Annotated in this window: 22 protein-coding genes; 11 read left to right on the forward strand and 11 right to left on the reverse strand. The window is 38.8% G+C overall.

What is annotated here, in order from left to right:
• Positions 1–31 precede the first annotated feature (31 nt).
• Both EHQ59_RS01610 and EHQ59_RS01615 read left to right on the forward strand, forming a co-directional pair.
• Positions 32–2,020, forward strand: a complete 1,989-nt coding sequence (locus EHQ59_RS01610; RefSeq protein ID WP_135617405.1) for an Lnb N-terminal periplasmic domain-containing protein — start codon at positions 32–34, stop codon at positions 2,018–2,020.
• Complete coding sequence (locus EHQ59_RS01615) at positions 1,983–2,825, forward strand: alpha/beta hydrolase (RefSeq protein WP_244245320.1); 843 nt, start codon at positions 1,983–1,985, stop codon at positions 2,823–2,825. Before EHQ59_RS01610 ends, EHQ59_RS01615 begins: the two co-directional genes overlap by 38 nt.
• Here the strand turns inward: EHQ59_RS01615 and EHQ59_RS01620 are convergent.
• From EHQ59_RS01620 to EHQ59_RS01635, 4 genes are read right to left on the reverse strand one after another with little or no spacing between them, the layout of a single operon-like run.
• On the reverse strand, positions 2,817–3,320 hold the full coding sequence (locus EHQ59_RS01620; RefSeq protein ID WP_135617406.1) for a hypothetical protein: 504 nt from the start codon (positions 3,318–3,320) through the stop codon (positions 2,817–2,819). The genes EHQ59_RS01615 and EHQ59_RS01620 overlap by 9 nt on opposite strands.
• Positions 3,317–4,660: a DUF445 family protein gene (locus EHQ59_RS01625; RefSeq protein ID WP_135617407.1), complete on the reverse strand. Its 1,344-nt coding sequence runs from the start codon at positions 4,658–4,660 to the stop codon at positions 3,317–3,319. Before EHQ59_RS01625 ends, EHQ59_RS01620 begins: the two co-directional genes overlap by 4 nt.
• A gap of 1 nt (position 4,661) precedes the next feature.
• Positions 4,662–5,435, reverse strand: a complete 774-nt coding sequence (locus EHQ59_RS01630; protein ID WP_135617408.1) for an SDR family NAD(P)-dependent oxidoreductase — start codon at positions 5,433–5,435, stop codon at positions 4,662–4,664.
• A complete protein-coding gene (locus EHQ59_RS01635) occupies positions 5,432–5,860 on the reverse strand; it encodes a GNAT family N-acetyltransferase (protein WP_135617409.1) in 429 nt (142 codons plus the stop codon). The genes EHQ59_RS01630 and EHQ59_RS01635 overlap by 4 nt, the downstream gene beginning before the upstream one ends.
• 50 nt (positions 5,861–5,910) lie before the next feature.
• Between EHQ59_RS01635 and EHQ59_RS01640 the strand changes: the two genes are divergently transcribed.
• Positions 5,911–6,828 carry a tetratricopeptide repeat protein gene (locus EHQ59_RS01640; RefSeq protein WP_135617410.1) on the forward strand — a complete coding sequence of 306 codons (918 nt, stop codon included), beginning with the start codon at positions 5,911–5,913 and terminating at the stop codon, positions 6,826–6,828.
• Between the two features lie 11 nt (positions 6,829–6,839).
• Positions 6,840–7,769, forward strand: a complete 930-nt coding sequence (dprA, locus tag EHQ59_RS01645) for a DNA-processing protein DprA (RefSeq protein WP_135617411.1) — start codon at positions 6,840–6,842, stop codon at positions 7,767–7,769.
• Here the strand turns inward: dprA and EHQ59_RS01650 are convergent.
• Positions 7,759–8,793 carry a sodium:calcium antiporter gene (locus EHQ59_RS01650; RefSeq protein ID WP_135617412.1) on the reverse strand — a complete coding sequence of 345 codons (1,035 nt, stop codon included), beginning with the start codon at positions 8,791–8,793 and terminating at the stop codon, positions 7,759–7,761. The genes dprA and EHQ59_RS01650 overlap by 11 nt on opposite strands.
• Here EHQ59_RS01650 and EHQ59_RS01655 point away from each other — a divergent pair.
• Entirely contained in the window at positions 8,792–9,433 is a 642-nt protein-coding gene (locus EHQ59_RS01655) for a hypothetical protein (protein ID WP_135617413.1), read from the forward strand. The genes EHQ59_RS01650 and EHQ59_RS01655 overlap by 2 nt on opposite strands.
• Before the next feature lie 51 nt (positions 9,434–9,484).
• Here EHQ59_RS01655 and EHQ59_RS01660 read toward each other — a convergent pair whose 3' ends face one another.
• From EHQ59_RS01660 to EHQ59_RS01670, 3 genes are read right to left on the reverse strand one after another with little or no spacing between them, the layout of a single operon-like run.
• Positions 9,485–11,752, reverse strand: a complete 2,268-nt coding sequence (locus EHQ59_RS01660) for an arginine/lysine/ornithine decarboxylase (protein WP_135617585.1) — start codon at positions 11,750–11,752, stop codon at positions 9,485–9,487.
• A 48-nt stretch (positions 11,753–11,800) separates the two neighbouring features.
• Complete coding sequence (locus EHQ59_RS01665) at positions 11,801–14,119, reverse strand: hypothetical protein (RefSeq protein WP_135617414.1); 2,319 nt, start codon at positions 14,117–14,119, stop codon at positions 11,801–11,803.
• On the reverse strand, positions 14,116–15,390 hold the full coding sequence (locus EHQ59_RS01670; RefSeq protein WP_135617415.1) for a valine--pyruvate transaminase: 1,275 nt from the start codon (positions 15,388–15,390) through the stop codon (positions 14,116–14,118). The genes EHQ59_RS01665 and EHQ59_RS01670 overlap by 4 nt, the downstream gene beginning before the upstream one ends.
• Before the next feature lie 133 nt (positions 15,391–15,523).
• On the opposite strand from EHQ59_RS01670, the gene EHQ59_RS01675 reads away from it, so the two are divergent.
• Both EHQ59_RS01675 and EHQ59_RS01680 read left to right on the forward strand, forming a co-directional pair.
• On the forward strand, positions 15,524–16,618 hold the full coding sequence (locus tag EHQ59_RS01675) for a DegT/DnrJ/EryC1/StrS family aminotransferase (protein ID WP_135617416.1): 1,095 nt from the start codon (positions 15,524–15,526) through the stop codon (positions 16,616–16,618).
• 99 nt (positions 16,619–16,717) lie between these two features.
• Positions 16,718–17,776: a hypothetical protein gene (locus EHQ59_RS01680; protein WP_135617417.1), complete on the forward strand. Its 1,059-nt coding sequence runs from the start codon at positions 16,718–16,720 to the stop codon at positions 17,774–17,776.
• Between the two features lie 11 nt (positions 17,777–17,787).
• Here the strand turns inward: EHQ59_RS01680 and EHQ59_RS01685 are convergent, their stop codons facing one another.
• On the reverse strand, positions 17,788–18,576 hold the full coding sequence (locus EHQ59_RS01685) for an NADase-type glycan-binding domain-containing protein (RefSeq protein ID WP_135617418.1): 789 nt from the start codon (positions 18,574–18,576) through the stop codon (positions 17,788–17,790).
• A 51-nt stretch (positions 18,577–18,627) separates the two neighbouring features.
• Between EHQ59_RS01685 and cutA the strand changes: the two genes are divergently transcribed.
• Complete coding sequence (gene cutA / locus EHQ59_RS01690; RefSeq protein WP_135617419.1) at positions 18,628–18,951, forward strand: divalent-cation tolerance protein CutA; 324 nt, start codon at positions 18,628–18,630, stop codon at positions 18,949–18,951.
• On the opposite strand, the gene EHQ59_RS01695 is transcribed toward cutA, so the two are convergent.
• Positions 18,921–19,658, reverse strand: a complete 738-nt coding sequence (locus EHQ59_RS01695; protein ID WP_135617420.1) for a glutathione S-transferase N-terminal domain-containing protein — start codon at positions 19,656–19,658, stop codon at positions 18,921–18,923. The two genes, cutA and EHQ59_RS01695, sit on opposite strands and share 31 nt — an antisense overlap.
• A 125-nt stretch (positions 19,659–19,783) precedes the next feature.
• Between EHQ59_RS01695 and EHQ59_RS01700 the strand changes: the two genes are divergently transcribed.
• From EHQ59_RS01700 to EHQ59_RS01710, 3 genes are all read left to right on the forward strand, one after another.
• Entirely contained in the window at positions 19,784–20,962 is a 1,179-nt protein-coding gene (locus EHQ59_RS01700) for a M23 family metallopeptidase (RefSeq protein ID WP_244245324.1), read from the forward strand.
• The gene (locus tag EHQ59_RS01705) at positions 20,962–22,164 is read left to right on the forward strand and encodes a M23 family metallopeptidase (RefSeq protein ID WP_135617421.1); all 1,203 of its coding nucleotides are present in this window, start codon (positions 20,962–20,964) and stop codon (positions 22,162–22,164) included. Before EHQ59_RS01700 ends, EHQ59_RS01705 begins: the two co-directional genes overlap by 1 nt.
• Before the next feature lie 156 nt (positions 22,165–22,320).
• Positions 22,321–22,701, forward strand: a complete 381-nt coding sequence (locus tag EHQ59_RS01710; RefSeq protein ID WP_135617422.1) for a DUF2237 family protein — start codon at positions 22,321–22,323, stop codon at positions 22,699–22,701.
• A 2-nt stretch (positions 22,702–22,703) separates the two neighbouring features.
• Here EHQ59_RS01710 and EHQ59_RS01715 read toward each other — a convergent pair whose 3' ends face one another.
• Positions 22,704–23,954: a phospholipase C/P1 nuclease family protein gene (locus EHQ59_RS01715; protein ID WP_135617423.1), complete on the reverse strand. Its 1,251-nt coding sequence runs from the start codon at positions 23,952–23,954 to the stop codon at positions 22,704–22,706.

Below are 23,954 nucleotides of genomic sequence, written 5' to 3' on the forward strand. Positions count from 1 at the left end.
AATCAGAGTATTCTTTAGTTTGGATACTCTGGTGTACCCTCTGTACCGTTTTCAATTTTATCTTTTATTATTATTCACTACTTCCCTGCACGCGATTGAGCCACTGACTGATTCTCAAATTCTTGAGTTAGACTTTCAGACCTCACGCAAACAAGGGGAATCATTTCCGAAGTCACTTCGGTCCAAACAATACCTCGAAGAACTCATCCAACAAGCCAAAGAAATCCATTTAGCGGAAGAACGTCATTGGGTTCGTTTGATGCGATTTAAAAAAACCAGGATGGGTGTTTGGGAAAGTGAAGTCGATAACAAACGTTATTTTCTATCCAGTGAAGGAAAGTATAACCCAGAAAAAGAACTCATTGCCACTCTCCATAGTTTTTTTACGGAAGACCCTATCCCTGAAGGGCTTTTGCACCCGCAGTGTTCCTTTCCCGAACGGTACCATTGGCTCAAAGAAAAACTTTCGTTTGATCCCAATCGAATTACGGAGATCAGTTGTCCTCGATTTGAAGTTTGGAAAAATGCATTAAATCCAGAGTCACTTTCGATTATTTTTTCATCCTACTATATGCAAGCACCTGCTTCTATGTTTGGTCATACTTTAATCAAACTCAATAACAAGGTAAATGAAAACGCGGAACTTTTAGACTATGGAGTCAATTACGCAGCAAACCCTGGTGAGATGAATGCATTCTCTTATTCCTACAAAGGTTTAACCGGTGGATATCCTGGTACGTTTGCAATCTTTCCTTATTATATCAAAGTGAATGAATATAATGATATGGAGAGTCGAGACATTTGGGAATACAAATTAAATTTGGCTCCCGAAGAACGGGAACGGTTTTTACGACATTTATGGGAGATGGGTCGCGCTGATTTTGATTATTATTTTATCAATGAAAACTGTTCTTATCATTTAATGGAAATTTTGGAAGTGGCAAAACCTGATTTACAAATCAGTAACAAACCTGGTTGGATTGTTGCTCCGAGTGACACGATCAAGTTTTACTTAGCAGAAGAAGGATTTGTCCTCTCAAAGAAGTATAGGCCTTCCTTGTATTCCAAAATCAAATACAAAGTTTTTGAGATGTCGGAAGAAGAACGAGATGTCTTTTGGCAAATGATTCGTTTTGACAAAGCATTTGTTCCAGAATCTAAAGAAAATGTAAGGTTATCCCTTGTCACAGATGCGGTTCTTGATACATACCGTTATCGATACGCCAACAAAAATGAAATTCCCAAACATCATAAAGACTATTATGACAAACTATTGGTGTTTCGTAGTAAACAAAATGATGAATACACAACAAAGGAAGACATTCCTTTATCCTCTCCACCGGAAACTTCCCATCCTCTCAGTCGAGTGGCAGTTGGGGGAGGTGTGTCTTCTCTTGGAAATTTTGCCGAATTCCAATATCGAATTGCCTATCATGATTTACTCAATGTAAGTCGGGGTCATGCACCTAACTCGGAGTTGTCTTTTTTTGACACAACGGTTCGAACCTATGAAAACAAACGGCCAGAACTGACAACCATGAGTATAGTCAAAGTTTCATCGTTAAGTCCTTATAATGGAATCTCAAAAGACTTTTCCTATTTTTTAGATACTGGAATCCAAACTGCTGTTTACAAAAACAACGACGAAGTACTTCGGAAACAAGTTGGTAATTTTGATTTACGATTTGGATATACTTTCACCAATGAATTTGGAAAAAATCCAATGAGTTTAGGTGTGTTAAGTGTGCTTGCTGGTGTCAAAGCTCAAAATGGAAGGATGTTTGAGAACGATGTCAGATATGGGGTGAATTTTAGTTTATTGTATCAAAAAGAGTGGGGTTCTTGGAAAATTTTGTCAGGTGCTACCGCTCAAAATTACCAATTGAGTCAAAATCTAAATTCCTATTACGCTACCTTTAAATTGAGATATGCATTTTCGAATACACATGAACTACGATTAGAAGTGAATGGAGAAAGATTTTATGAAGAAACATTATTGTCTTATCATTATTTGTTTTAGTTTTTTGTTTTTGCAATGTTCTTCATTGTATTATCATCCAACAAAACAAACTTATTTTACTCCAAAACAAATGGGGTTTTCTTATACTTCCGAAATGATTCAAACAAAAGATAATGTTAAAATCAATGTTTGGAAAATTAAAAACCAAAAGGTGGAAACACCAAAAGCAGTGATCTTACAATTCCATGGGAATGGGCAAAACATGAGTTCTCATTTTTTGTCTCTCGTTTGGTTAGTCAATCATGGATACGAACTGATTGTATTTGATTATCGTGGTTATGGAGAATCAGAAGGGGAACCTGATCCAGATGATAATATCGAAGATAGTAAATTGGTTTTAGATTTAGCACTGAAGGAAGCAAATGATCAAGGTGTAAAACTCATTGTGTATGGACAAAGTCTTGGGGGAGCGATTGCCATGCGTTCTCTTGCCGAGTGGGAAGGAAAACAGAATGTAGTACTTCTATGTATCGATGGATCGTTTGCTTCGTATCGTAAAGTCGCCAAACAAACCATGAATCATGTGATATTTCCACCGATTGGAAATCTATTTGCTTGGTTATTTCATGATGCCACAAGTCCAAAAGATTCCATTCCTAGTTTGGCACCGATCCCCATGCTTGTGATCCACGGAACTGACGATACGGTTGTTTTTTTTGAGAATGGAAAAGAGATATTTGGTTTAGCGGGCGAACCAAAAGTGTTTTGGGAAATTAGAGGCGGAGGTCATGTGGATTGGATGGGTCTCGGACAATCTAAATTTGCCAAAGACTTTCTCCTTTTACTCAACAGACATTTATATTGATTCTGATTTTACTTCGATAAAAAACGGAACCGATAAAATTTCAGAAAGAGAATCTTCTTTGTTCACTTCTCGAAACATCATTTCACTTTTTGACATTTTTGTTTCGCTAAAAATCTTGAGTTCAAAGTATTTTTCTTCCCCAGCTTTGATTTGAAATACTTTCGTAACATCTGATTTTCCTTCTACATCCAATCGGTAGGTGCCAGGTGACAGGCGTAGATAACCGAGGGATCCATTTTCTAAATTGATTTTATAAATGGGTTTTGGGGTCACAGAAGTAGAAAATTTTTCAGGGTATTTCGAGATGATACAATCGTAATCCCAAAGAGCAAGTGATGTATGTTCTGGTCGAATCACATACACAAGGCCTGTGTCCAATTGTTTGGTTTCTAATTTTTGGAATTTGGTTTTGGTGGTGCATTGAAATTGGATTCCTAAACATACACTAAGACAAAAGAAAAATACCCAGTTTGAAAAGGATCGTAACGATGTCATGACAAGGTCTCCTGAGTTGGGTCGAATTTTTTTTGGTTTCGGTAATGGGCAATGTAAGTAACAAGAACTAATGCACCTACAGGAACAGAAAAATAGATATGAACTTGGATTAGGCCAGCAATCATTCCTAGAATTCCACCTAAGAATTGTATGACGACCAAATTTCCACCCGTATTGTCTAAAATCATTTTTTCCAAATCATCTGTATCGAGTGCCATCACACGTTCTTCCACGAGAGCTGTCACATTGATGTTATGAACAAACTTTTCAATATTGGTTTTGAGATAAGCCTTTCCTTCTTCACTGTTCATAAATTCGAGAAGGCGTTTTTTCACCCAATCCACCGCACGAAAGAAGTTTTTTTCAATTTCTTCCCAATTGTTTGGATCATCTAAGTAAGCTTGCAGTCGTTCAATACCCGATGGTAATAAGTTTTGCCTAGCATAGTCACCACTGGCTTCTAACCAATTGGAAATTTTTCCTGTGATGAATTCTTGTGTTTCCTTAGAATTGAGTCTTTCTTGTAAACCAGCCATCATATCATCCATCATCTTCATAAATTGATCGGATGTTTCTGGATCTTTGACAAACCGTTCGAGTAACTCGCGGATGGCATCTTCGTTGAAGGAAAAGATTTTTTTAACACCGATTCCAATTTTACCAAGTGTACTTCTGGTTTTTAAATACTCTTCAAGTCCTTCGTTCAGTAAGTTTGCAAGTTTAGGCATCTCTTCGAGTAAGATCACTCGTAGTTGTTGTCCTAATTCTTCGCGATTGGTTTCTTCCGTTAAGTAGTATGTGAGGCGATTTCTGGTATATTCCCAAAGTTTTTGCACTTCTTCTGGACGTTCTGCCATCTTTTTCATGGTCTCTTCTGAAAAGTCAAAAATCACTTCCAAAATTTCAGGACCACGTTCCTTTAACATTGATATGATTTTTGTGACCAGTAATGTGCGAATTTCTTCGTTGTGGATTGCTTCGTCGATTTCTTTGACTATCTTTTGAATCCCGGTTTCGACCAAATTCCTTTCGTAAATATAAGCAAGAATGATGTCTGGGTGAAGTAAGTTACTTTGAATGCTTTCGCCAAGTGACTTTGCGATTTTGGATTTGTTTTTAGGAACAAGACCTGACCAACCTAGCACCTTACCATGTTTAGGTTGGAATAACATTTTAATGGCAAGGAAGTTGGTATAATATCCCACCATTCCAGCCATCAGGATAACAAAGGTTGCGTTGATCCAAACATTTCCTTCGTAATAGATTTGAAATCCACCACAAATTACCGAAGATAATACGAGGAGTCTACGATACCATGTATCTAGTTTAGCAACATCCATTTTAATCCTCTTCTAGTTTTAAGTATCTTCCGCTGAGTTTACGTAAAAAACCACGTGGGATGAGTTCGGAAACAGTGATCGCACCTTGGTTAAAACTTCCAGTGATACAAACAGCTTGGTTGTATTTGAGTGCATTTAATGATTCTTCTACAACTTCGTCAGCATTTTGCCACATAAAGGATGGATATTTAGATTTATTGATTCCTGCACGCTGATGAAAATCAGAATGAGTGAGTCCAGGACATAATGCTTGCACATGAATGCCATAGTTTTTTGCTTCTTCATGAATGGATTCTGTGAAGGATTTTACAAAAGCTTTTGTAGCGGCATAAATCGCGCTACCAGGTGCTGGCAAGTAACCAGCGATAGACGCTACATTGATGAGAAATCCTTTTTTATTTTTTTTGAAACGGTTGAGAGCAGTATGAGTGAGATGAACTAATGTTTTGACATTCAAATTGACTTCATCTAATTCTTTTTCTAACGGAAGGGCAGCAAATTCACCGACGGTTCCAAATCCTGCATTGTTCACCAAAACTTCGGCATCTTTGTCTTTTTCAATGATACTTGCGATTTCTTCTACATCTTTTTTCTTAGTAAGATCCAGTGCATAATACTTTAACATGCCCCGAGATTTAGGTTCTAATTCTAAAATTACTTTTTTTAAATCGGCTTCTGTACGTGAGATTAAAAATACGTTATAATCTTTGCCGAGTGCTCGAACAAATTCTTTTCCGATACCTTGTGATGCGCCAGTTACATATGCATTTTTCATTCGATGGGATTCCTCTTCATAAGAACGGCTGTTGATCCGTCTGGATAATATTTTTTACGTCTCTCTAGTTCCAAAAATCCAGCAGATAAATAAAGTTTGATCGCTGCTTCATTGGATTCCTTTACTTCTAAAAAAAATTCTTTTTTTGGAAATTCCAGGAATAGATTTTCTAACATTTGTTTTGCGAACCCTTGTTTCCTGAACTTGGGAAGTGTTGCGATTCTGAAAATTTCAATTTCCCAAGGTGTCTCACAAACTAACGCATAACATTGGGTTTCTGGATTCCCGATTCCAAATGCTACATGGAATTCCAAATGGGTTTGGATCATTTTCTCTGTCCATTCTTCCGAGGGAAAACAGAAATGTTCCCACTCCAAGATCTGAGTCAAATCCTGTTCACCCAACCTTCGAAAACTAAGAGACATAATCACATTTTTTTCTTTTCATCCAAAAGAAAGAAACTAAAATCGAACCGATGGGCATAAAAAACAGCAGGTTTTCCTTGGTTTTCCTACGAAAGTGGGGGTTGGCTTTCTGTTTGGTCCTATTTTTTAGTGGTTGTGAATACTTAAAGTCACTCACAGAATCCAGATACCGCAAACGAATCGGAGGCGAACCAACCTCGGAAAAAGACATCGTCAATTGGAAAGAAAAATTGGCCTTGGAAGAAGCGGAAATCGAAGAGATGGATAAACGCATTCGAAAGTTGGTACAAAAGTCCAACCAATCGGCGGCTCTTTCCTGGAAAATAGCAAGAGCCTATATGAGAGCGGGATCTGCTGATGTGGGAGTTCGTTACTACGAAGAAGCACTTTCCGAATCCATCCCCAATGCCAAAGAAGGTGGGTTCGAAATCCACTCTTATGAGTCTGCATTACCCTATTTTGAAAAGGCAATCCAATCCGGTAAACTCGATAAACAGCTATTATACGAAACAGCTGTTGCCTATGCCAATGCATCCAAAGATATGGGTTGGGAACCTACAAGAAGAAACCGTGCCATTGCTTTGTTCAAACAGTTAGCAAAACTAGACAAAGAGGATTCACGTTTCCCTTTTCAATTGGCATTGGTTTATTTTGATTCCTCTTTAAAAGACGAAGCATGGAATGGAAAACTTTCAAATGGATTTGATGAAGTAGAGACCGCCTTTTCTTTGTTGGATCAAATTTTAAGAAAAGAACCCTACAATGTACCCACTCGATTTGCCAAGGCCAACTTTTTATACCAAATTGGGAAATCTTCACTCGCCTACGAAGAATACACACGTATCAAATCCATTTTAGAGCAGATGAAAGAAAATGGTACCATCCGTGAACCATTGGAAGAAAATTCATCCTACAAAAATGTCTTAAATAATTTAAACGTTTTAGGGGCCCAAAACAAATCTAACTGACCTCATGTTCTGTGGTTGTTTCCATTTTGGGCCATCCCAAAGTATCTTCTTTCTTACGCAAAACAAGAATTTGGCGAAAGTATCCTCGTTTTCAAACTTTGTTTGAGGAACTTCCTAAATTTTTTCCTGAGGAAGATTGGGTAAGTTGGCTAAGGGAATGCCAAAAATGGGAAAAGGAAAAAAATCCGCATTGGAAACTACTAACGTATGATGATGAGTTGTATCCAAGATCTTTGTTGGAAATATTTGATCCTCCGCTTGTGCTTGTGTGTATGGGAGATGTCACTCTATTGCAGAGGGAACTTGTGGCCATCGTTGGCACAAGAAAAGCTTCTCCCATTTCGCTTACCGCCACAAAAGCTCTAGTTCGCTCTCTTTCTGAATGGAAACAGATTTCCATCGTCTCTGGGATGGCACTTGGGATTGATAGGCAAGCCTTTGTTTCCGCTCTAGAGATGGGAATTCCTGTTGTGGGTGTTCTTGGCACCACCCTCGGGACTGAATACCCACCGGGGAACCGTGATCTTTACAAACGGATGAAACTCGATCCCAAACAACTGTTACTTTCGGAATTTTTGTTATATACGGAACCTGCTAGGTGGACCTTTCCCAAACGAAATCGTGTGATCTCTGGTCTTTCCCAAAAAGTTTTCATTATGGAATCAGGGAAAAAATCGGGAACGATTTCCACTGCGAAAAGTGCTATGGAACAAAACAGAGATATCTTTGTTTTTGATCACCCTAAACAATTTGATAACGAAGGAGGGAAAATGTTACTACGCCAAGGGGCTGAACCTGTTCGTGTGCAATTTGCAGAATCAGAGGAGAAAGGGAATCAATTAGATCCTAAAGTCGTAAGTTATGAAGAGTGGTTTAGAGAAAAAAACACCTCCTACGTGCGAAAACGTGAGGAGGTGAGTGATTTCCAAATTATCCTTTAAAGATAAAACCTGCTACTGTTGCAATCACATAGATAATGAGTAAAAAGACACCAAATGGTCGTTTGATTTTGTCTTTAGAGAAAACAATTCCCATTCGAAATAAAATGAGAACAATTAACATAGATGGGAAATAAAAACTGAAAAAACTCACTGGAGCTTCCAGACCATTTCGTGTAACAGCTGCTGCTGCCCCCGAAACAAATAGTACATTCAAAATGTCAGCACCGATGATGTTTCCCACTGCAAGTTCAGAGTGACCCCTTCTTGAAGCTTGGATGGCTGTTACTAGTTCTGGTAAACTGGTTCCAAACGCAACAAGTGTTGCTCCAATGATTGATTCAGGAATCGACAACCGAACGGCTGTTTCTTGGACAGAAGGGATGAGCACTTTGGAAGATAAAATCACAAGTGTGATTGCTGTTACGAGTTTGAGAAAAATGATCCAAAAAGGAGATTCGTCGTATTCGGTTGTAACATCAAGTCCTGCTTCCAGTTCTCCTGGTTTGGATCTCGACCAACGGATGCTTAAGTAAACATAAACTCCTAACAAAATTAAAAATACAATTCCTGTCCCTTGGTCAATTCGTCCGCCAGTCGTAAATACTGATGTTAGGTTTGACCATGGCAACGCAGCAAAAACAAGTAAAAATCCACTGAGTACTTGGATCCAACCTTGGCGATTGACGAGTCGTTTGTCAATGTCAGGTGGAGAGATGAGAATCGCAATTCCTAAGATGAGTCCCGTATCACAGATGATGGATCCCACTGCGTTTCCAAGGGCAATTCCTGGATTTCCTTCGAGGGCAGCAAGTACAGAGACGGAAACTTCAGGAAGAGTGGTTCCTAAACTAACGATGGTTGCTCCAATGATCATCTTCGGCACACCCCACCTTGCGGAAAGGGAAACAGCTTCGTCTACCAAGACATCCGCGGCTTTTCCGAGGACAAGGATGGAACCAATGATCACGAGGACAAGTAAGGGTAAGGGAAGGGTTTGAAAAGTTGCAGTCAGATATGCATCCATGGATAAAGGTCAGAATATGGATTACTTACTTCGACTGCGACTCTTTCTTTGGTTCGGAACCCTCGGTTTTTTATCTCCTGCCTTCGGAGAACCACGAATCCCCAAAGAACCGAGTTTACCATCCCTTCCCAGTGAAGAAACCAAAGAACCAAGGAACGCTCGTGGTGACAAAGATTCGGGTGAACCAAAAGTTTTGAACCTAACTCTTTGTGACGGTAGAACTGTGCGGGGAGAATCAACTAGCGGTAGTCAGTCGATATTTTTCGAACATACAAAAGATGGAATTTTATACAAAAAGAAATTGAATGTGAACGAACTTGATTCCATCAAAATGGATACCTGGGAACTCAAACTAAAACGCGAAGAAAAAAAAGGGACTACGTATGAAGTGGTTCCCAAAAAAATTCGTATCCGTACAAAAAACGGAGAAGTGTTTTATAAGGAAACAGGGGTTTCTGATTTAAAACTACTGAACATCGAAATCAAAAACAATAATGGGGAAACCACTTTGTTTACCTACTGGGTGGATTTAAAATTTCCAGATGGGAAGTGGTATTCTGGTTTGCCTGCCACGAAAGGTGACCCACTGGTGAGAGAAGATTGTTTAAAAGATGTTGTGCGAATGATTGAATGGGAATGAACTCCGTGCAGATCACTCTGCACGGGAGAATTGGTTTTTATTTTTCTCTACTTAGGACTCAATCACACAGTCAACGAAGTATGTCAAAATTCCAGTTTCTGATTTTTCTTCTACAAGGCCATGGATGTCTGTTTCAAACCCAGGGAATTTTGTATTAAACTCACGAGCAAACTGTAAGTAACGTATGATCGTTGTGTTAAATTTTTCTCCAGGGATGAGGAGGGGAATTCCCGGTGGATACGGTGTGAGTAACACCGATGTGATCCTTCCTTCCAATTCATCAATCGGAACTCGTTCAATGTCACGGTGTGCCATCTTAGCAAATGCTTCCGATGGTTTCATCGCAGGAATCATCGGACTCAAATACATCTCCGTTGTTAGGTGAGAGATATTATTGGCTCTATACACTTCATGCATGGATTGGCAAAGGTCACGTAAGCCGATACGATCGTATTTTGGATGCGCCACTGTAAACTTTGGCATCACACGCCATAATGGTTGGTTCGAATCATAATCATCTTTGAACTGTTGTAATTCGGTGACCATAGTATTCCAACGGCCTTTTGTGATCCCAATGGTAAACATGATGAAAAAACTATAAAGTCCTGTTTTTTCAACAATGATCCCATGTTCGGCAAGATACTTGGTAAGAATGAGAGCCGGGATTCCCCAATCGGCAAATTCCCCTTCCACACTCATACCAGGTGTGATGACAGTGGCTTTGATCGGATCTAACATATTAAATCCTTCTGCAATGTCACCAAACCCGTGCCAACGATCGTTTGCTTTGAGAATCCATTCATCGCGTTCGCCTGCACCTTCTTCGGCGAGAGCTTCTGGGCCCCAAACACTGAACCACCAGTCTTCTTCTAATTCCAAACCAACTTTGCGCATGGCTCGCCTGAAATCCAAAGCTTCTTCGATAGATTCTTCTACAAGTGCATTCCCACCAGGAGATTCCATCATGGCTGCCGCCACATCACAAGAGGCAATGATGGCATACTGTGGACTTGTACTTGTGTGCATCAAAAAAGCTTCGTTGAATAAATTTCGATCTAAAGTTTCTTTTTCACTGTTTTGGACAAGGATCTGGCTTGCTTGTGATAATCCTGCAAGCAGTTTGTGCGTAGACTGAGTGGCAAAGATCATACTTTCTTTCGGACGAGGTCTGTCAGAACCAATGGCATGCATTCCCGTGTAGAAGCGGTGAAAGGATGCATGTGGTAACCATGCCTCATCAAAATGAAGGGTTGAAATTTTACCATCTAACTCTGACTTAATGTCTTCGACATTGTATAAAATTCCATCATATGTACTTTGGGTGATTGTCAGAATCCTTGGATTTCCTTTCACCTCTTTCGCAAACGGATGTTCTGCGATCTTCTTTTTGATGTTTTCCCAAGTGAATTCGGATTTGGGAATAGGGCCAATGATCCCAAAATGGTTCCTTGTTGGCATTAAGAAAACTGGGATGGCACCTGTCATCGTGATGGCATGCAAAATACTTTTGTGGCAGTTTCGGTCAACAATCACAACGTCACCAGGGGCAACTGTACTATGCCAAACAATTTTGTTAGATGTAGAAGTTCCATTTGTTACAAAGTACAAACTATCACATTGGAAAATCCGTGCAGCGTTACGTTCACTGGCAGAAATTGGGCCTGTATGATCTAGAAGTTGGCCTAGTTCATCTACCGCATTACAAACGTCAGCTCGTAACATGTTCTCACCAAAAAACTGATGGAACATTTGACCCACTGGACTTTTTAAAAAAGCAACACCACCAGAGTGCCCTGGGCAATGCCAACTGTAACTTCCATCATGTGCATATTGGGTGAGGGCACGAAAGAACGGAGGAGGAAGACTATCTAAATAAGATTTTACTTCTCTGTGGATGGCACGTGCCATAAACTCTGGTGTGTCTTCAAACATATGAATGAAACCATGGAGTTCTTTTAAGATACTATTGGGGATGTGGCGGCTTGTTCTCGTTTCTCCGTATAAAAACAGAGGGATGTCGGCGTTTCTGTGACGCACTTGGGTCACAAAATCTTTGAGTTGGCGAAGTGCGTCTGGCACCTCTCCTTCCGTTTCAGGAGTAAACTCTTCATCATCAATGGAAAGGATGAAACCACATGCCCGACTTTGCTGTTGTACAAAACTGGTTAGGTCTCCGTAACTGGTGACACCCAGAACTTCAATCCCTTCGCCTTCTAAGGCCTTTGCAATAGCTCGAATGCCAAGACCACTGGCATTTTCGGAACGAAAATCTTCATCAATGATGATGATAGGAAATTGTATGATACCGTTTTGATACATCAACTCCATAGGAGGTATTTCCCACAGAGAATCAAATGATTTTAGTTTCTAAACGCGTTTTTTCGGTAGGTATTTGTAATACTCCATCTCAACGGTGTTGATGAGATAGGTGTAATATTTGACTAATTTTTTATCGAACTTCTTTTTGTTCATCTCTTCGCGGTAAAAATCTGCCAATTGGCTTCGGAAAAGTGCAGATTTCATATCATTTCGGTTGATGAGAATGGTATTGGGAAGGTCACGCACGGCTACATCATCAGGTATGAGGATTGTCGACACAGATTGTAAAACTGCATATTCAACAGTGGATGCCACTTTGTCCTCGTCCTTTTCTTTGGCGAGTGTCATGTTGTTTCGTTTGATGTTGTCCAAATTTTCGTAGATACGAGAACGTAAGGATTTTGGATCTAAAACCTTATCTGTGATTTTGTTAAATCGTTTTGGGAAAACAAAATTGTCTGCGGCTTTGTAAATATGAGAGAGTTTTTCTTCTTTTTTATTTGTCTCTTGTTCTTCTTCGTAACTGGAAGTGGAACCAGAAGAATAACTTGGTTTTCCCCAGTCACCCACACCAGAGAATTTCCCTGAGTTTTTGATGTCCTCACGAATTTCATCCGTTGTTTTTTCTCGAAAATAAATGGCGGCCAAAAATCCAAGAACCACAGAAAACGGAACACCAAAAAAGATGGGCATCGCGGAACGTAAGTAATACGCTCCTGTGATAAAGATCATCGTACTCACCACAAACGTTAAAATTCCTGGAATGACATTGAACCTTGATCGGATTTCGTTGGATCTTTCTTTTTCCAACTCTTCCACTTCCATATTTTTAACATCTGCATTGAGTTTTGCAATTAACTCGGGTTTGAGTTTGCTATTGAGGCCAGGGTGTTTTGGATTGGAAAGTTTGTGATTGATGATTTTGGCATAACCCAATTGTTTTTTGTATTCAGGGTTAGTTCTCCCTTCAAACGCGAGTTTGTGGATGACAGCAGCCATAAAACCATGGTCAACAACATAGTAAACGGAACGACCATCAGGAGTTTTTTCTTCGTAATAAGAATGTTCTGAGAATACATCGTCTTTCAAACGTTTGATGTATTCAGATACTTTTTCTGGAGCGGTGATGCCTGCATTGGCCACTTCTTCTTCAAAGTTGATCCGTAAAAGTGTATTATGATTTTTTGTATGTTCCGGAATTTTACTGATAACGGCGTTTTTTACCGTTCCATATATGCTATCATCTTTTCTGGTTAAAACAGATCCCTTTTCTTCCGAGAGTCTTTTTAGAATTTTAACACTAAGGTCGATCGTTTCTTTGATCGAAAGGGCTCGGTTGTTTTTTTCTACTGGAAATGGAAAGTTTTCGATGATGGCCAAAAACTTTTTCACTTCCTCTTCTGGATTCATTTTCGATTCTAATGACGCAAATTTTGGAATGGAATTGTAGGCACTAAATTGTGCTAAAAAGGATTCGTATTTAGCATCTTTTGCCAGTTTGGTGAGTTGTTCTTTAGCAAAATGTTCCAATCCATTTAAATGGGCGAGGATTTGGTTTACTACTTCTGGAAGTCGTTTGAAACTTCCATCAGGTAAAATATTCAGTTCATCAATGACAATGTGATAATCTGTTAGTATAGGAAGAGCCAAGTTTTGTTCTCTTGCAAACAAAGTGAAGTCTTGTAAAAAATCGGGCATTGGGATATAAGGTAAGTTCCCAAAACCTTTTCTTACGAGTGAAGAAATTTCTGCTTCGAGGGAACCTAACTTGGGATAAAGCCAAGTATTTCCATCTTTGTTTTTTTGTAATAGAAGAGAACCTGGGTTATCTTCGTCCCAGTTCCTACCTTTTTTAGCACGGTTTTCTAATAATACTTTGATGAGTTCTTGTGAAAAACGAAAACATGCCTGCCGATACGGTTGTGTGTCCGTCTTATTCTCGTTTTGTGGTGCAACGAGAGCAATTTTTGAGGAAATTTTACTCCCAGTCCGAATGAGATAGGGATAAGCGTAAGCGGCTCTATTTTGGCCACGGTGGTCTATATCTAAAATTTGGCGGAGTGCATGATGGATGGCGTTTTCCGATCTTCCTTGTGCTCCAAGATTTGTATACTTACCCAATGCCTCTGGAAGTTTATCCACAGTCATGAGATAAGATGCGTGTTTTTCCTTACTCCCATGTTTTTCAACACGTTTGTGCCAGTCTTTGAGTTCATCTAAAATGCAACGTGCGGTTGGTGTTAGGCTCCCAACAGAGTCGGATAAAAAAATATAAGATTGAGCGGAAGGTTTGTCAGAAGAAGATTCGTCCCTGGATGAGGGATTCTCTAAGACTGTGTCTGATAAATCGATACTATCTTCGCTCATTCGGATTTTGTCTGGTGAGAGGCCACAATTTTAGCAAGGATTTGGGCTCCCCTGGCTAATTCTTCTTCCTCGCGGCAATATGTCAAACGTATGCATTCTTTCGTATGCGAAAAATCCCTATTTAAACCAGGAAAGAAATAATGTCCTGATACAATGAAGAGTCGATTCTCTTTACAAAGTTGATACAATTCATGATTGGATATGGAAAGAGATGGGAACCGAATCCAAAGGAAAAAACCACCCATGGGATCGTGAATCTCATAGTCCACACCCATCTTTTGAAACTCTGTGGTGAATCGTTCGATGGCGAGTTTTAGTTTTGATTCATAAAACGGACGTAAGATGTTTTTGGCTAACGAAGGAAGGATGTTTTTCTGGAAGAGGAGGGCCATTAAATACACTCCCAAATTTCCTACGGCAAGGTTTCCCACTGCGGCGAACGAAGATAAGGTCTGGATGGTATCCGAATCGGAAATGATGATCCCAAATCGCACACCCGGTAATCCAATTTTGGAAAAACTAAGCGACAAAGTCCGACCTTCTTTGTAAGGGACAGGGGCTTCTTCCCCAATCAAATTGGGAAACGGATTTCCATACGCAAGATCAATGAGCAGAGGAATCTTTCGGTGTTTGGTTTGTTCTTCCATCCATTCTAAATCAGAAAGAGATAATACATTTCCAGTCGGATTTGTTGGCCTGGAAAGGGCAAGAACTCCAACATCTTTTAAGTCGAAGGTAGTTTGATTGAGTTCATATCGAAAACGGTTTTTCCCCGTTGTCACGACGTTTGGTGGACTCGCTATAAATGTATGATCCGCTATGGACTGGTCCGCATAACCAATGTATTCTGGAACAATCGGCAATAGGATTTTTTTAAAACTTCCATCTGCCATCGGACCTGAATGGAGATTGAGTAAGTAAGAATAGGCATTTTGGCTTCCGTTAAAAAAGGCGATGTTTTCTTTTTTCAGATTCGTTTGGAAAAAGGGGGACAGGTAGTCCGCAGCCAAGGAACGAAACGAATCATTGCCGATAGGCGCCTGGTAGTCGCCAAGTAGTGACCGAAGCATGGGATCTTTTGCCAAACTGCTAAAGGCTTCTTGGAAAATTTGTTCCGCTTCAGGGATATGAGCAGGGTTTCCACCACCAAGAAGGATCTCATCGGGATGGCCTGTGGCTTGACCGAGGTCTTCCATCAGAGATCGAATCCCTTGGTTTTCACGGAGCCGTTTGGCCCAAATGGAGTAATTTTGGTCCATGGTTTCGGTCATTTTTTGAAAACTTTGTCCACTCAGAACCAATTTTCCGAGGATTTTCTAAAATTATGTTCGCATTTCGAAAAATGAAGTGACATAATTCCTAAATAGAGTACTTAAGTGACATAATATATAGGAGTGCTGTTGGATGAGCACCGAAACAATACAAAGACCGATTCGAAAAGAAAAAAACATCGAATTCTTCAAACCGACACTTTCAAGAGAAGATCTGAAAGGGGTTTTAGAATGTCTCGTGGAAGAACATCTTTCCACTGGTGAAATTGTGGAACGTTTTGAAAAAACGTTTGGCCATACTTTCAAAATCAAATATGCCATTTCCTCCAATTCCTTAACTTCCGCGTATCATCTCGCATTGCTTGCGTTAGGCGTGAAAGTAGGTGACTCGGTATTATTATCGAGTTATGCACCGATTTCTGCTTTGGATGCAATCTTTTTAATCCAAGCAAAACCTGTGATTGTGGATTTAAAACGAAATTCCTTTCACCCTTGCCCGGAAGAATTTTTACGTAAAAAAAATGAATCGGGTGCAAAGTTTGCTTTGTTTGATCACAGTTTTGGTTCTCTCATTCGACTCAGTGATTATTCTATAGAAGGTTTGGAAGTCATCGAAGACTTCACGGAAGCCATTGGCGCTACTTCCGAAACCATCACAGTGGGTAAACAATCTAAAATTGCGATTTGTGGACTCAGTGCCGAAAACATCATTACTACTGGAAATGGTGCGATGATCATCACGGCAGAAACTAACGTAGCAAGTGTCGTGAAATCCTACAAGTCTGGAACTTCTGCGAAACGAAACTTTGGTGAACCTAAGTATGATTATAATTTGGTAGATTACCAAGCTGCACTTGGAATTGAACAATTATCTAAACTTGGTGTGATTTTAGAACGTAAGAAAAAAATTGCATCTGCATATTTACAAGCGGTTCAGAACTCTCGTCTCGAAACATACTTTCAAAATCCGACTGAAGATACATTTCAAAGATTTCCAATCGTTGTATCTGGACAAAATTATGAAGAGATTCAAAGATATTTTAAATCAATTCATATTGGAACACAACGGACTGTGGAAGAACCTCTTCACCGAGTATTGGAAGAAAACCACTTAGAATACCCAAATGCAGAAAGGTTGTTTCAAAGAGGACATTGTATTCCAATTTATCCTAACCTAACCAAAGATAATGTGCAAAGGATTGCGACTGCGATTCGACGTATCTATTGATTGGTGCCAAAGTTATATTATTTAGACTCATTATTTGAGTATAAACTCCATTCTCCTCCACTCAACTTAGATTCCTCACTAAAGAGGAGGAATCGTTGTTTGGAGAAATTATTTTTTCCCATCACAAACGAAGAAGACTATGTTCTCGTAGAAGAACTTCCTTCTGATGAATTGTATTCGCACTGGAAACAAAAAGGGTTCACTCCTGGCATTCCCACCCAATTGGACTCATTATTACAAGAGGTAACACTTGTAGAATGGGGGAAGAGGCATGTTTGGGAAGAGGGGGAACTTGTTGTCGATCCAATTCAGTTGGAAATGGCTCGGTATTTAAATTCAAAAGTCACTCAACTCGACTTTCGCAAAAACCATTCCCCACTACCTGCAAAAGTCATCACATCCGAAGAACATCTATTTGCCGATCTGGAAGAAGCCAAATTACCAGTGGTTTTAAAAAGTGAATTTGGACTGGCAGGTCGTAATCATATCATTTTTAAAACCCAGTCTGATTCATGGAAACTCGCGCAACTCAACAAACGCTTGTTTGGGTTTCCTGTTGTCTGTGAAGATTGGGTAGGAGACAGCAGATTTTATGATTTTTCTACACTTTGGGATGTGAAGGATGGTGAGTTTTTTTATCTCACTTCGACTTCCATGTGGATTGATCCCGATGGAGGATTCCGCGGAATTCGCATTGGGGGAAGAGAAAGTGAATACCAAACTTTATTTTTACCCAAAGTATATGATTTGGTCAAAAGTTTAAAGAATCTCATTCCAAATGAATATATGGGTCCTTGTGCCATTGATGGATTTTTATATTCTGAAAATGGACTTACCGTTGTACAACCTGTATCAGAATTTAATTTCCGTTATTCGATCGGTCGTATTTTGTGGGAGGTCCGAAAAAAACGGAACACCAAATTGGACCATGTGAGTGGGTTATTAGTGCTTCCCTATCCAAAACAAGGAAAACTTCTGGAATGGAAAATGTTAACTGATTTGGAAAACGAACTGAAGTGTGAATTGGTTTTACTTACGCCAGTGAGAGACCTCACTGGAAAAGCTTACCAAAATGCTGTTTTGTATTTTGAAACCACAGTTGAAAACGAGTCCACTGTGGTCGAAACGATTTGGTCGAATTGGACAGAACCTAATTAAAATTAGATGATCTAAACTTCGTCTTGGTTTAAAACAAATTCGTGTTTTCCATTGATTTCAATTGTAGGTGCCGTTGCATTTCCTCTACGTTTGATTTCTAAAATATCAGTGTTGGTAAGAGGTAAAGTTGCTTCTAAGCTGACAATGACTTTGTCCCCTTTTTCTGTCCAAGTACATAACATCTTTGCTGTTTCGTAACCCATTTCACAAGTTCCATCGTTATGGAGTTGGATTCTTGCGATGTTGGATTTTGTTTTCCATTTTCCAATCGCCCAAGTATTTTTCGGAGGAACTAATGCGGAACCTGCTTGTTCTGAATCAAACATCACTTCTGCAATGGCAGTGTTTTCTGTATTGGTGCCTTTATAAATTTCTTGGATGGTCAAAGAAATTTCTTTGGCTTTCATTTCGTTTTTGAAGGAAATGACTTGTCTGGAAAGGGAATCTTTGAGTGTGATAATCTCTTCGTTTCCTGTTTCAGTGGTCACTTTTAATTTTTTGATTCGGTTATTGGCTGCCCAAAGTTTTGGATCACCAAATCCATTATAAATGGACAAGGATCGAAAGTGGATCGGGTTTTTATATTTGATGAGAAGTGATTCCCCAATCCCTTCTCCTTCCGCTCCTTCTACCCAACTTGTTTTTAATTTTCCATCCATCGCAAATACGGGGATGTATTTTTTAGATTTGGGTTGGAGTTGACTTGATGAGGTGATGATGGGTGGATTTAATGATTCGGAAAAAAGTGGCAAACAAATGCTTACGATCAGTAATGTTGATTTGAAAATACGAAGATTCATACAGCAAAATCATAAGTATCTAATGGAAAGAGCAAGTAGGAAAAATAATTTATGGAATCAGAATTCAAATATGTAACAGTTTACACCACTTTTCCCGAGAAAGAAGAAGCAAAAAAGATCGCAAGGATTGTCATTTCAGAACAATTGGCAGCTTGTGCCAATCTCGTGGACAAAATGGAATCAATTTATGTCTGGAAAGATGAAATCGAAGAATCAAATGAAGTGATTTGTTTGTTTAAAACAACGAAAGAGAAATCGGAACCACTCATGCAAAGAATAAAAGAAAATCATTCTTATGAAACTCCCTGCATCGTGGTTTGGCCGATTCTCAGTGGTGATGTCGATTATTTAGATTGGATTCGAAAGTCCTTGTAAAATTCTCGGATTTTTTCAAACAACAGTTCGTAACCTAGATCGTTTCTCCATTGGAGAAAGGAGTCAGGCATTCTGACGGATGTAAACCAAGGGTAAGCGGGTGATTCTTTTGGTTCCGCTAACATACCCATTAAACTAGCGAGCGTTAAGTCAACTCGGCCAAATGATTTTCCATTAAAATACTTCTTAGTTTTATAGATTTCTATTAGTTCTTTGGAACACTCATCTAATGCTTGTTTTACAACTTCTAAGTTTTTAGGAGTAATTTTATACCTTCGTTTGAGAGATAATGCAATCAATTCAAAATGTTCTGGAGGTGGAACCGTATCAGATATTGATTTTGGTGATAATAGAAATAATTTTCCTACAATTTCAGGATAATCTAATATGAAAAAGTAAAGTAAGGTTTGTAGGCTTTTCCCAATTTTGATGTCGATGGTTTCTTCCATCTGTTTTTCTTCGGTTGATGCTTTGGTACCAAACGCCTTCTCTTCCACCAAATCTAAGATTTGCCCAGAACCTTGGACAATTCCCGTTTCTGTTTCTAAAACAGGTACATACAAATCATTTACCAGAGGTTTTAAGGTTTGAATGTGTTGGCCAGGAACCAAGGGATTTAATGCGTACGGGTAGTTTGCTAAATCTAAAGCCCATCTTGCTTTTTCTGAGAAGTGAGAAATTGGAAATGTATAAAGCTTTGCACTCATCTGTCGACTTTCATAAAAAATAATTCTTTAGGCAACAATGTTTTTCATATGGAAAATGGATTGTCGAATGGCTTTTGTTTGTTTATGATGAACCTACTTTTATGAGAATTTGGGTGTTTTGGTGTTTGTTATCTTTTCCCTTAGGGATGTTATCTGCCGAAGAACCACTTTCTTATTGTTCCATGAACCGCGTATGTGTTGAATTTGTTCCCAAACGAAATGCTGTTGATGTATACTTCCAAAATAAAATCGCAACGAATCAAACAGAAACTTCTATATTGGTAAGTGCGGTTGTGGCCAATATGAAAAGTTCCGTTCCACTTCCTTTGTTAACAGTATTACAGGGGAAGAAAAGGAAAAAACTTTTCCAACTTCATCCCATCCATCCTAAAAAGAAAGTATCATATAAAATACAATACAAATGGATTTTAGGGAACTACCTTTCCAAACATAACTCAAATTATATCTATGAGTTACCTTTTGATTCAAAACTCAAAGTGAGAGTCTTTCAAAGTTATTTTGGGAAAAAAAGCCACACTGGTGATAATCGTTATTCGATCGACTTTGGATTAAAGGAAGACGAACTCATCACTGCAGCAAGGCCAGGTATTGTCATTGATACAGAAGAAAAAAACATTGAGGGTGGTTTCGATCTAAAATTTAAACAATCTGCAAACTTTGTAAAAATCCTTCATGATGACGGTACTGTTGCGGAATATGCACATCTTCGCTATATGGGAGTTCTCGTCAAAATTGGGCAAAAGGTAGGTGTTGGAACTGTGCTTGGTCATGCGGGTAGCACAGGTTACAGTGAAGGCCCTCATTTACATTTCGAAGTGTATAAACCCACAAAAACCTTACGAAAAAAAACCATTCCTACAAAATTTCGAACACAAATGTCTGATGCAGAATTGATCCAGGAAGGGGATCTGTTATGGAGAAGGGAAAGTGGTATAACAGTCGAAAAAAAGGTAATGGACGTCGACGGAACTTTTATCTGTGATCAAATCGATAGCGTAACAGATGATAGCTGCAAACAAACTTCATTTTCTAATTTATCACCTATCTATATCATAATGCCTCTCCTTCGGCCTGATGTTTATTCGTTTCAATTACAGTTGCAGAAAAAAGAAAGTTCGATTCGATATGAATATACATGGGAAACAAAAAAGGAAGATTGGATTAGTTCCTTTATGATTCCCTTTCAGGACTTCCAGGAACCATTGGATGGGGAATGGGTTCTGAGTATTTGGTCCAATGGAATTTTACAGAAGAAAATTGAGTTTCAATTAACGAGTTTATAATGAAAAAGTTTATTTTTATTTTTTGTTTATTAGTTTCGACAGTCTCTGCGCAAGCAATCACTGAAACCAATTTAGTTTGTTTATCAAACAATATTTGTACCTTTATGAGTCCTACAGAAAATGGGTATGATTTTTATTTGGTAAACAGAGCACCTAATGCAAATATAACTCGTTCCATTACCTTAAATCTTTCACTTAAAAATTTAAAATCAGATTTAGTGTTTCCACAATACTATGTTTTACGAAGTAGTGATCCCATTCGAGTGACAAGTTTAGCTGTTGAAAACGAGTCAAAGGAAATATTTTATTCTGTATCCGTTATCGATTATTTAGGGGATTGGGATGCAATTCATGATGATACGGTAACATATTCATTACCTTTTCCGAAAGGAATTCGTTCTAGGATTGGACAAGGATATAACGGGCATTTTACTCATGTAGGAGCTCTCCAGTATTCAATCGATTTTACTTTGCCAATTGGAACACCGATTCATTCTGCGAGAAGGGGAAGAGTTGTTCAAGTTGTCAAAAAGTATACCGAAGGTGGAATTCGAAATGATCTTTTGTCTAAAGCAAATTCTATTTTGATCCAACATGACGATGGAACGATTGGAAATTATGCACATTTGAAAAAAGATGGTGTGGTTGTAAATGAAGGAGATTACGTCGAGGAAGGTCAGCTTATCGGTTACTCTGGAAATACTGGATATTCGCAAGGACCTCATTTGCATTTCGAAGTTCATAAACCTAAAAAAGGTTCTACGGTGGAAACCATTCCTACTTTTTTTAAAACACAATATTCGGATCGTGAATATTTAAATTACTTATACTTGTATTGGCAACCAGAGAAAGGAATTGATCCACCAAATACTGATTTGTTGGATGAAGATATATTGTTATGTCGTAAAAGAGGGAATGAAATATTATCTCAGTGTAATGATCGAAAATTTCGATTAGGTGAGATGTATGCACTTCAGCTGGAGTTCAATAAACCAACAATCAAACAAGTTGAATTATTCTTAACGATCGATGGTAATACGGTAGAACCTTATTATCAAAAATGGAACATTCGGAATGAAAACTTGTTGGAATATCGTTACTTTACAATCCCTAAAAACCGAAATTTTGTCGGGAATTGGAAAATGGTGATCAAAGTGGATGGGGAAGAAAAGAAGAAATTTTTCTTCCAAATTGACCCATAATCGTTTGACAAGTAAATATATGTATAGTATTATGTCTATGGGCTTTCCAAGACCATTTGGTCGTACTATGGGGGTGCAAACCCCCTTCTTTTTTCTACCAAACAAAGTAGAAACAACTTTCCTCCCATCGCATTTCCTTTTTCCATAACAATTGCTATGGATATGGATGATTCAATCAACGTACTCGGTGGACCTTTATTGCCTTGCTCCACTGATCCTTTAACGGGCTTTTTTCGTGATGGTTGTTGTAATACTTCTGATGAGGATTTGGGTTCGCATACAGTTTGTGTGTTGGCCACAACTGAATTTTTGGAGTCTCAAAAAGCCTCAGGGAATGATTTGATCACACCTTGGCCTCAATATTCGTTTCCTGGTGTAAAACCTGGGGAACGTTGGTGTTTGTGCGCTTCTCGGTGGCTCGAGGCCTACCGAAATGGAGTTGCTCCTCAAGTTTATTTAGAGTCTACCCACAAACGCGCGTTAGAGATAATTCCTTTGGAACTATTAGAGCGATTTGCGGTAGAATCTTTCGACTAAAATTATTTTATTAAATGATCCAAATACGCCCTGGTGTGTTTGGACATATTTTTAAGTAAGGTAGCAAGGATGGAATGAATCGGATGGCCTTCTTCATATAGGTTTTCGTATTTTGTGATATTTAAGTTTTCCAATTGTTCATCCGCGGCTTCCCCTGCATCATATGCTTCTTTACAAACATTCACGCGCAGATCATCCACACGATTCCATTTTGTTTCCTCAGTATCCTTCAGGTTCATGATGGAGGATGCAACTGGATGGTTCCAATTTTTAGTTTGGATCAGGTTTTTGATTAGATAGTATTGGTATTCTTCAATTAAGGTATGTCTTCCGGAAACAAATTCGATCATATTGTTTTTTGGTGTTTGGTATCCGACAAAAGAGACAAGTTGAACACCAATTTGTTTAGCTGCACTGACTCTCGGTAAAACGGAAGAGTGATAAGGTTGTGTGAGATCTTGGATGTAGTGTAATGCCCAACCAGCGAACCGATATCCCCAATAGGAATGTCCTTTTCGAAATGCTAATTTGGAAAGTTCTGTGAACTGATGGATACGTAGTTCTGGGTAAGTTCGTTTTAAAAATCCAGCCAATGTAAAAATGATTTTTGGTTCATAAAAGAAACCCATATGAAATGGGGCTTGAGAAGAAAATTCCACTGCTGGGTTTCCGAACGGTTGGGTTCCAAATCCATAAAGTTTTCCAACCTCACTATTGTTATCCTCAAATAAATGGAGGTCTAGGTCATAATCTGGTTCATCGGTTGCTGTTACTAATACTTCATCAGCACCAATCATCTCTCCTTCTATCAAAGAGATAAAAGTTTCATTTACTAATTTTCCTTTTTCATGTAAGGTTGTGAGTTCCTCTAACGAAAGTTTTTTCCCTTCTTTTGTTGGAACTGATTGGATATAAAGTGCAGCCTTGTGATTGGGATTTACCCGGAGTGCTCTGTAAAATTGTGGTACCAAATTTGTATCATTTTTTTTAGGAGAGAATTTTAGATCTTCACTTGTTTTTGTTAGATGAGGAAGTTTTGTTAATGCCCAATCTTCAGATATAGAAAGAACTTCTTGGATTGAGTCTCTTTCTTGGTTCAAAAAAGAATTTAGTGATTCCACTTTTACCATGGGAACAGTTTGGTTTTTCCAATGGTCTTTTAGGATCAAATAAGTGATTCCTGCATGGTTATTCCAAGCAAAACAGGGAATCGTAAAAGTAACAAGTGTTAATGAAATGATAAATTTTTTCAT

It is taken from the genome of Leptospira kemamanensis (genome assembly GCF_004769665.1).
Classification (GTDB): Bacteria; Spirochaetota; Leptospiria; order Leptospirales; family Leptospiraceae; genus Leptospira_A; species Leptospira_A kemamanensis.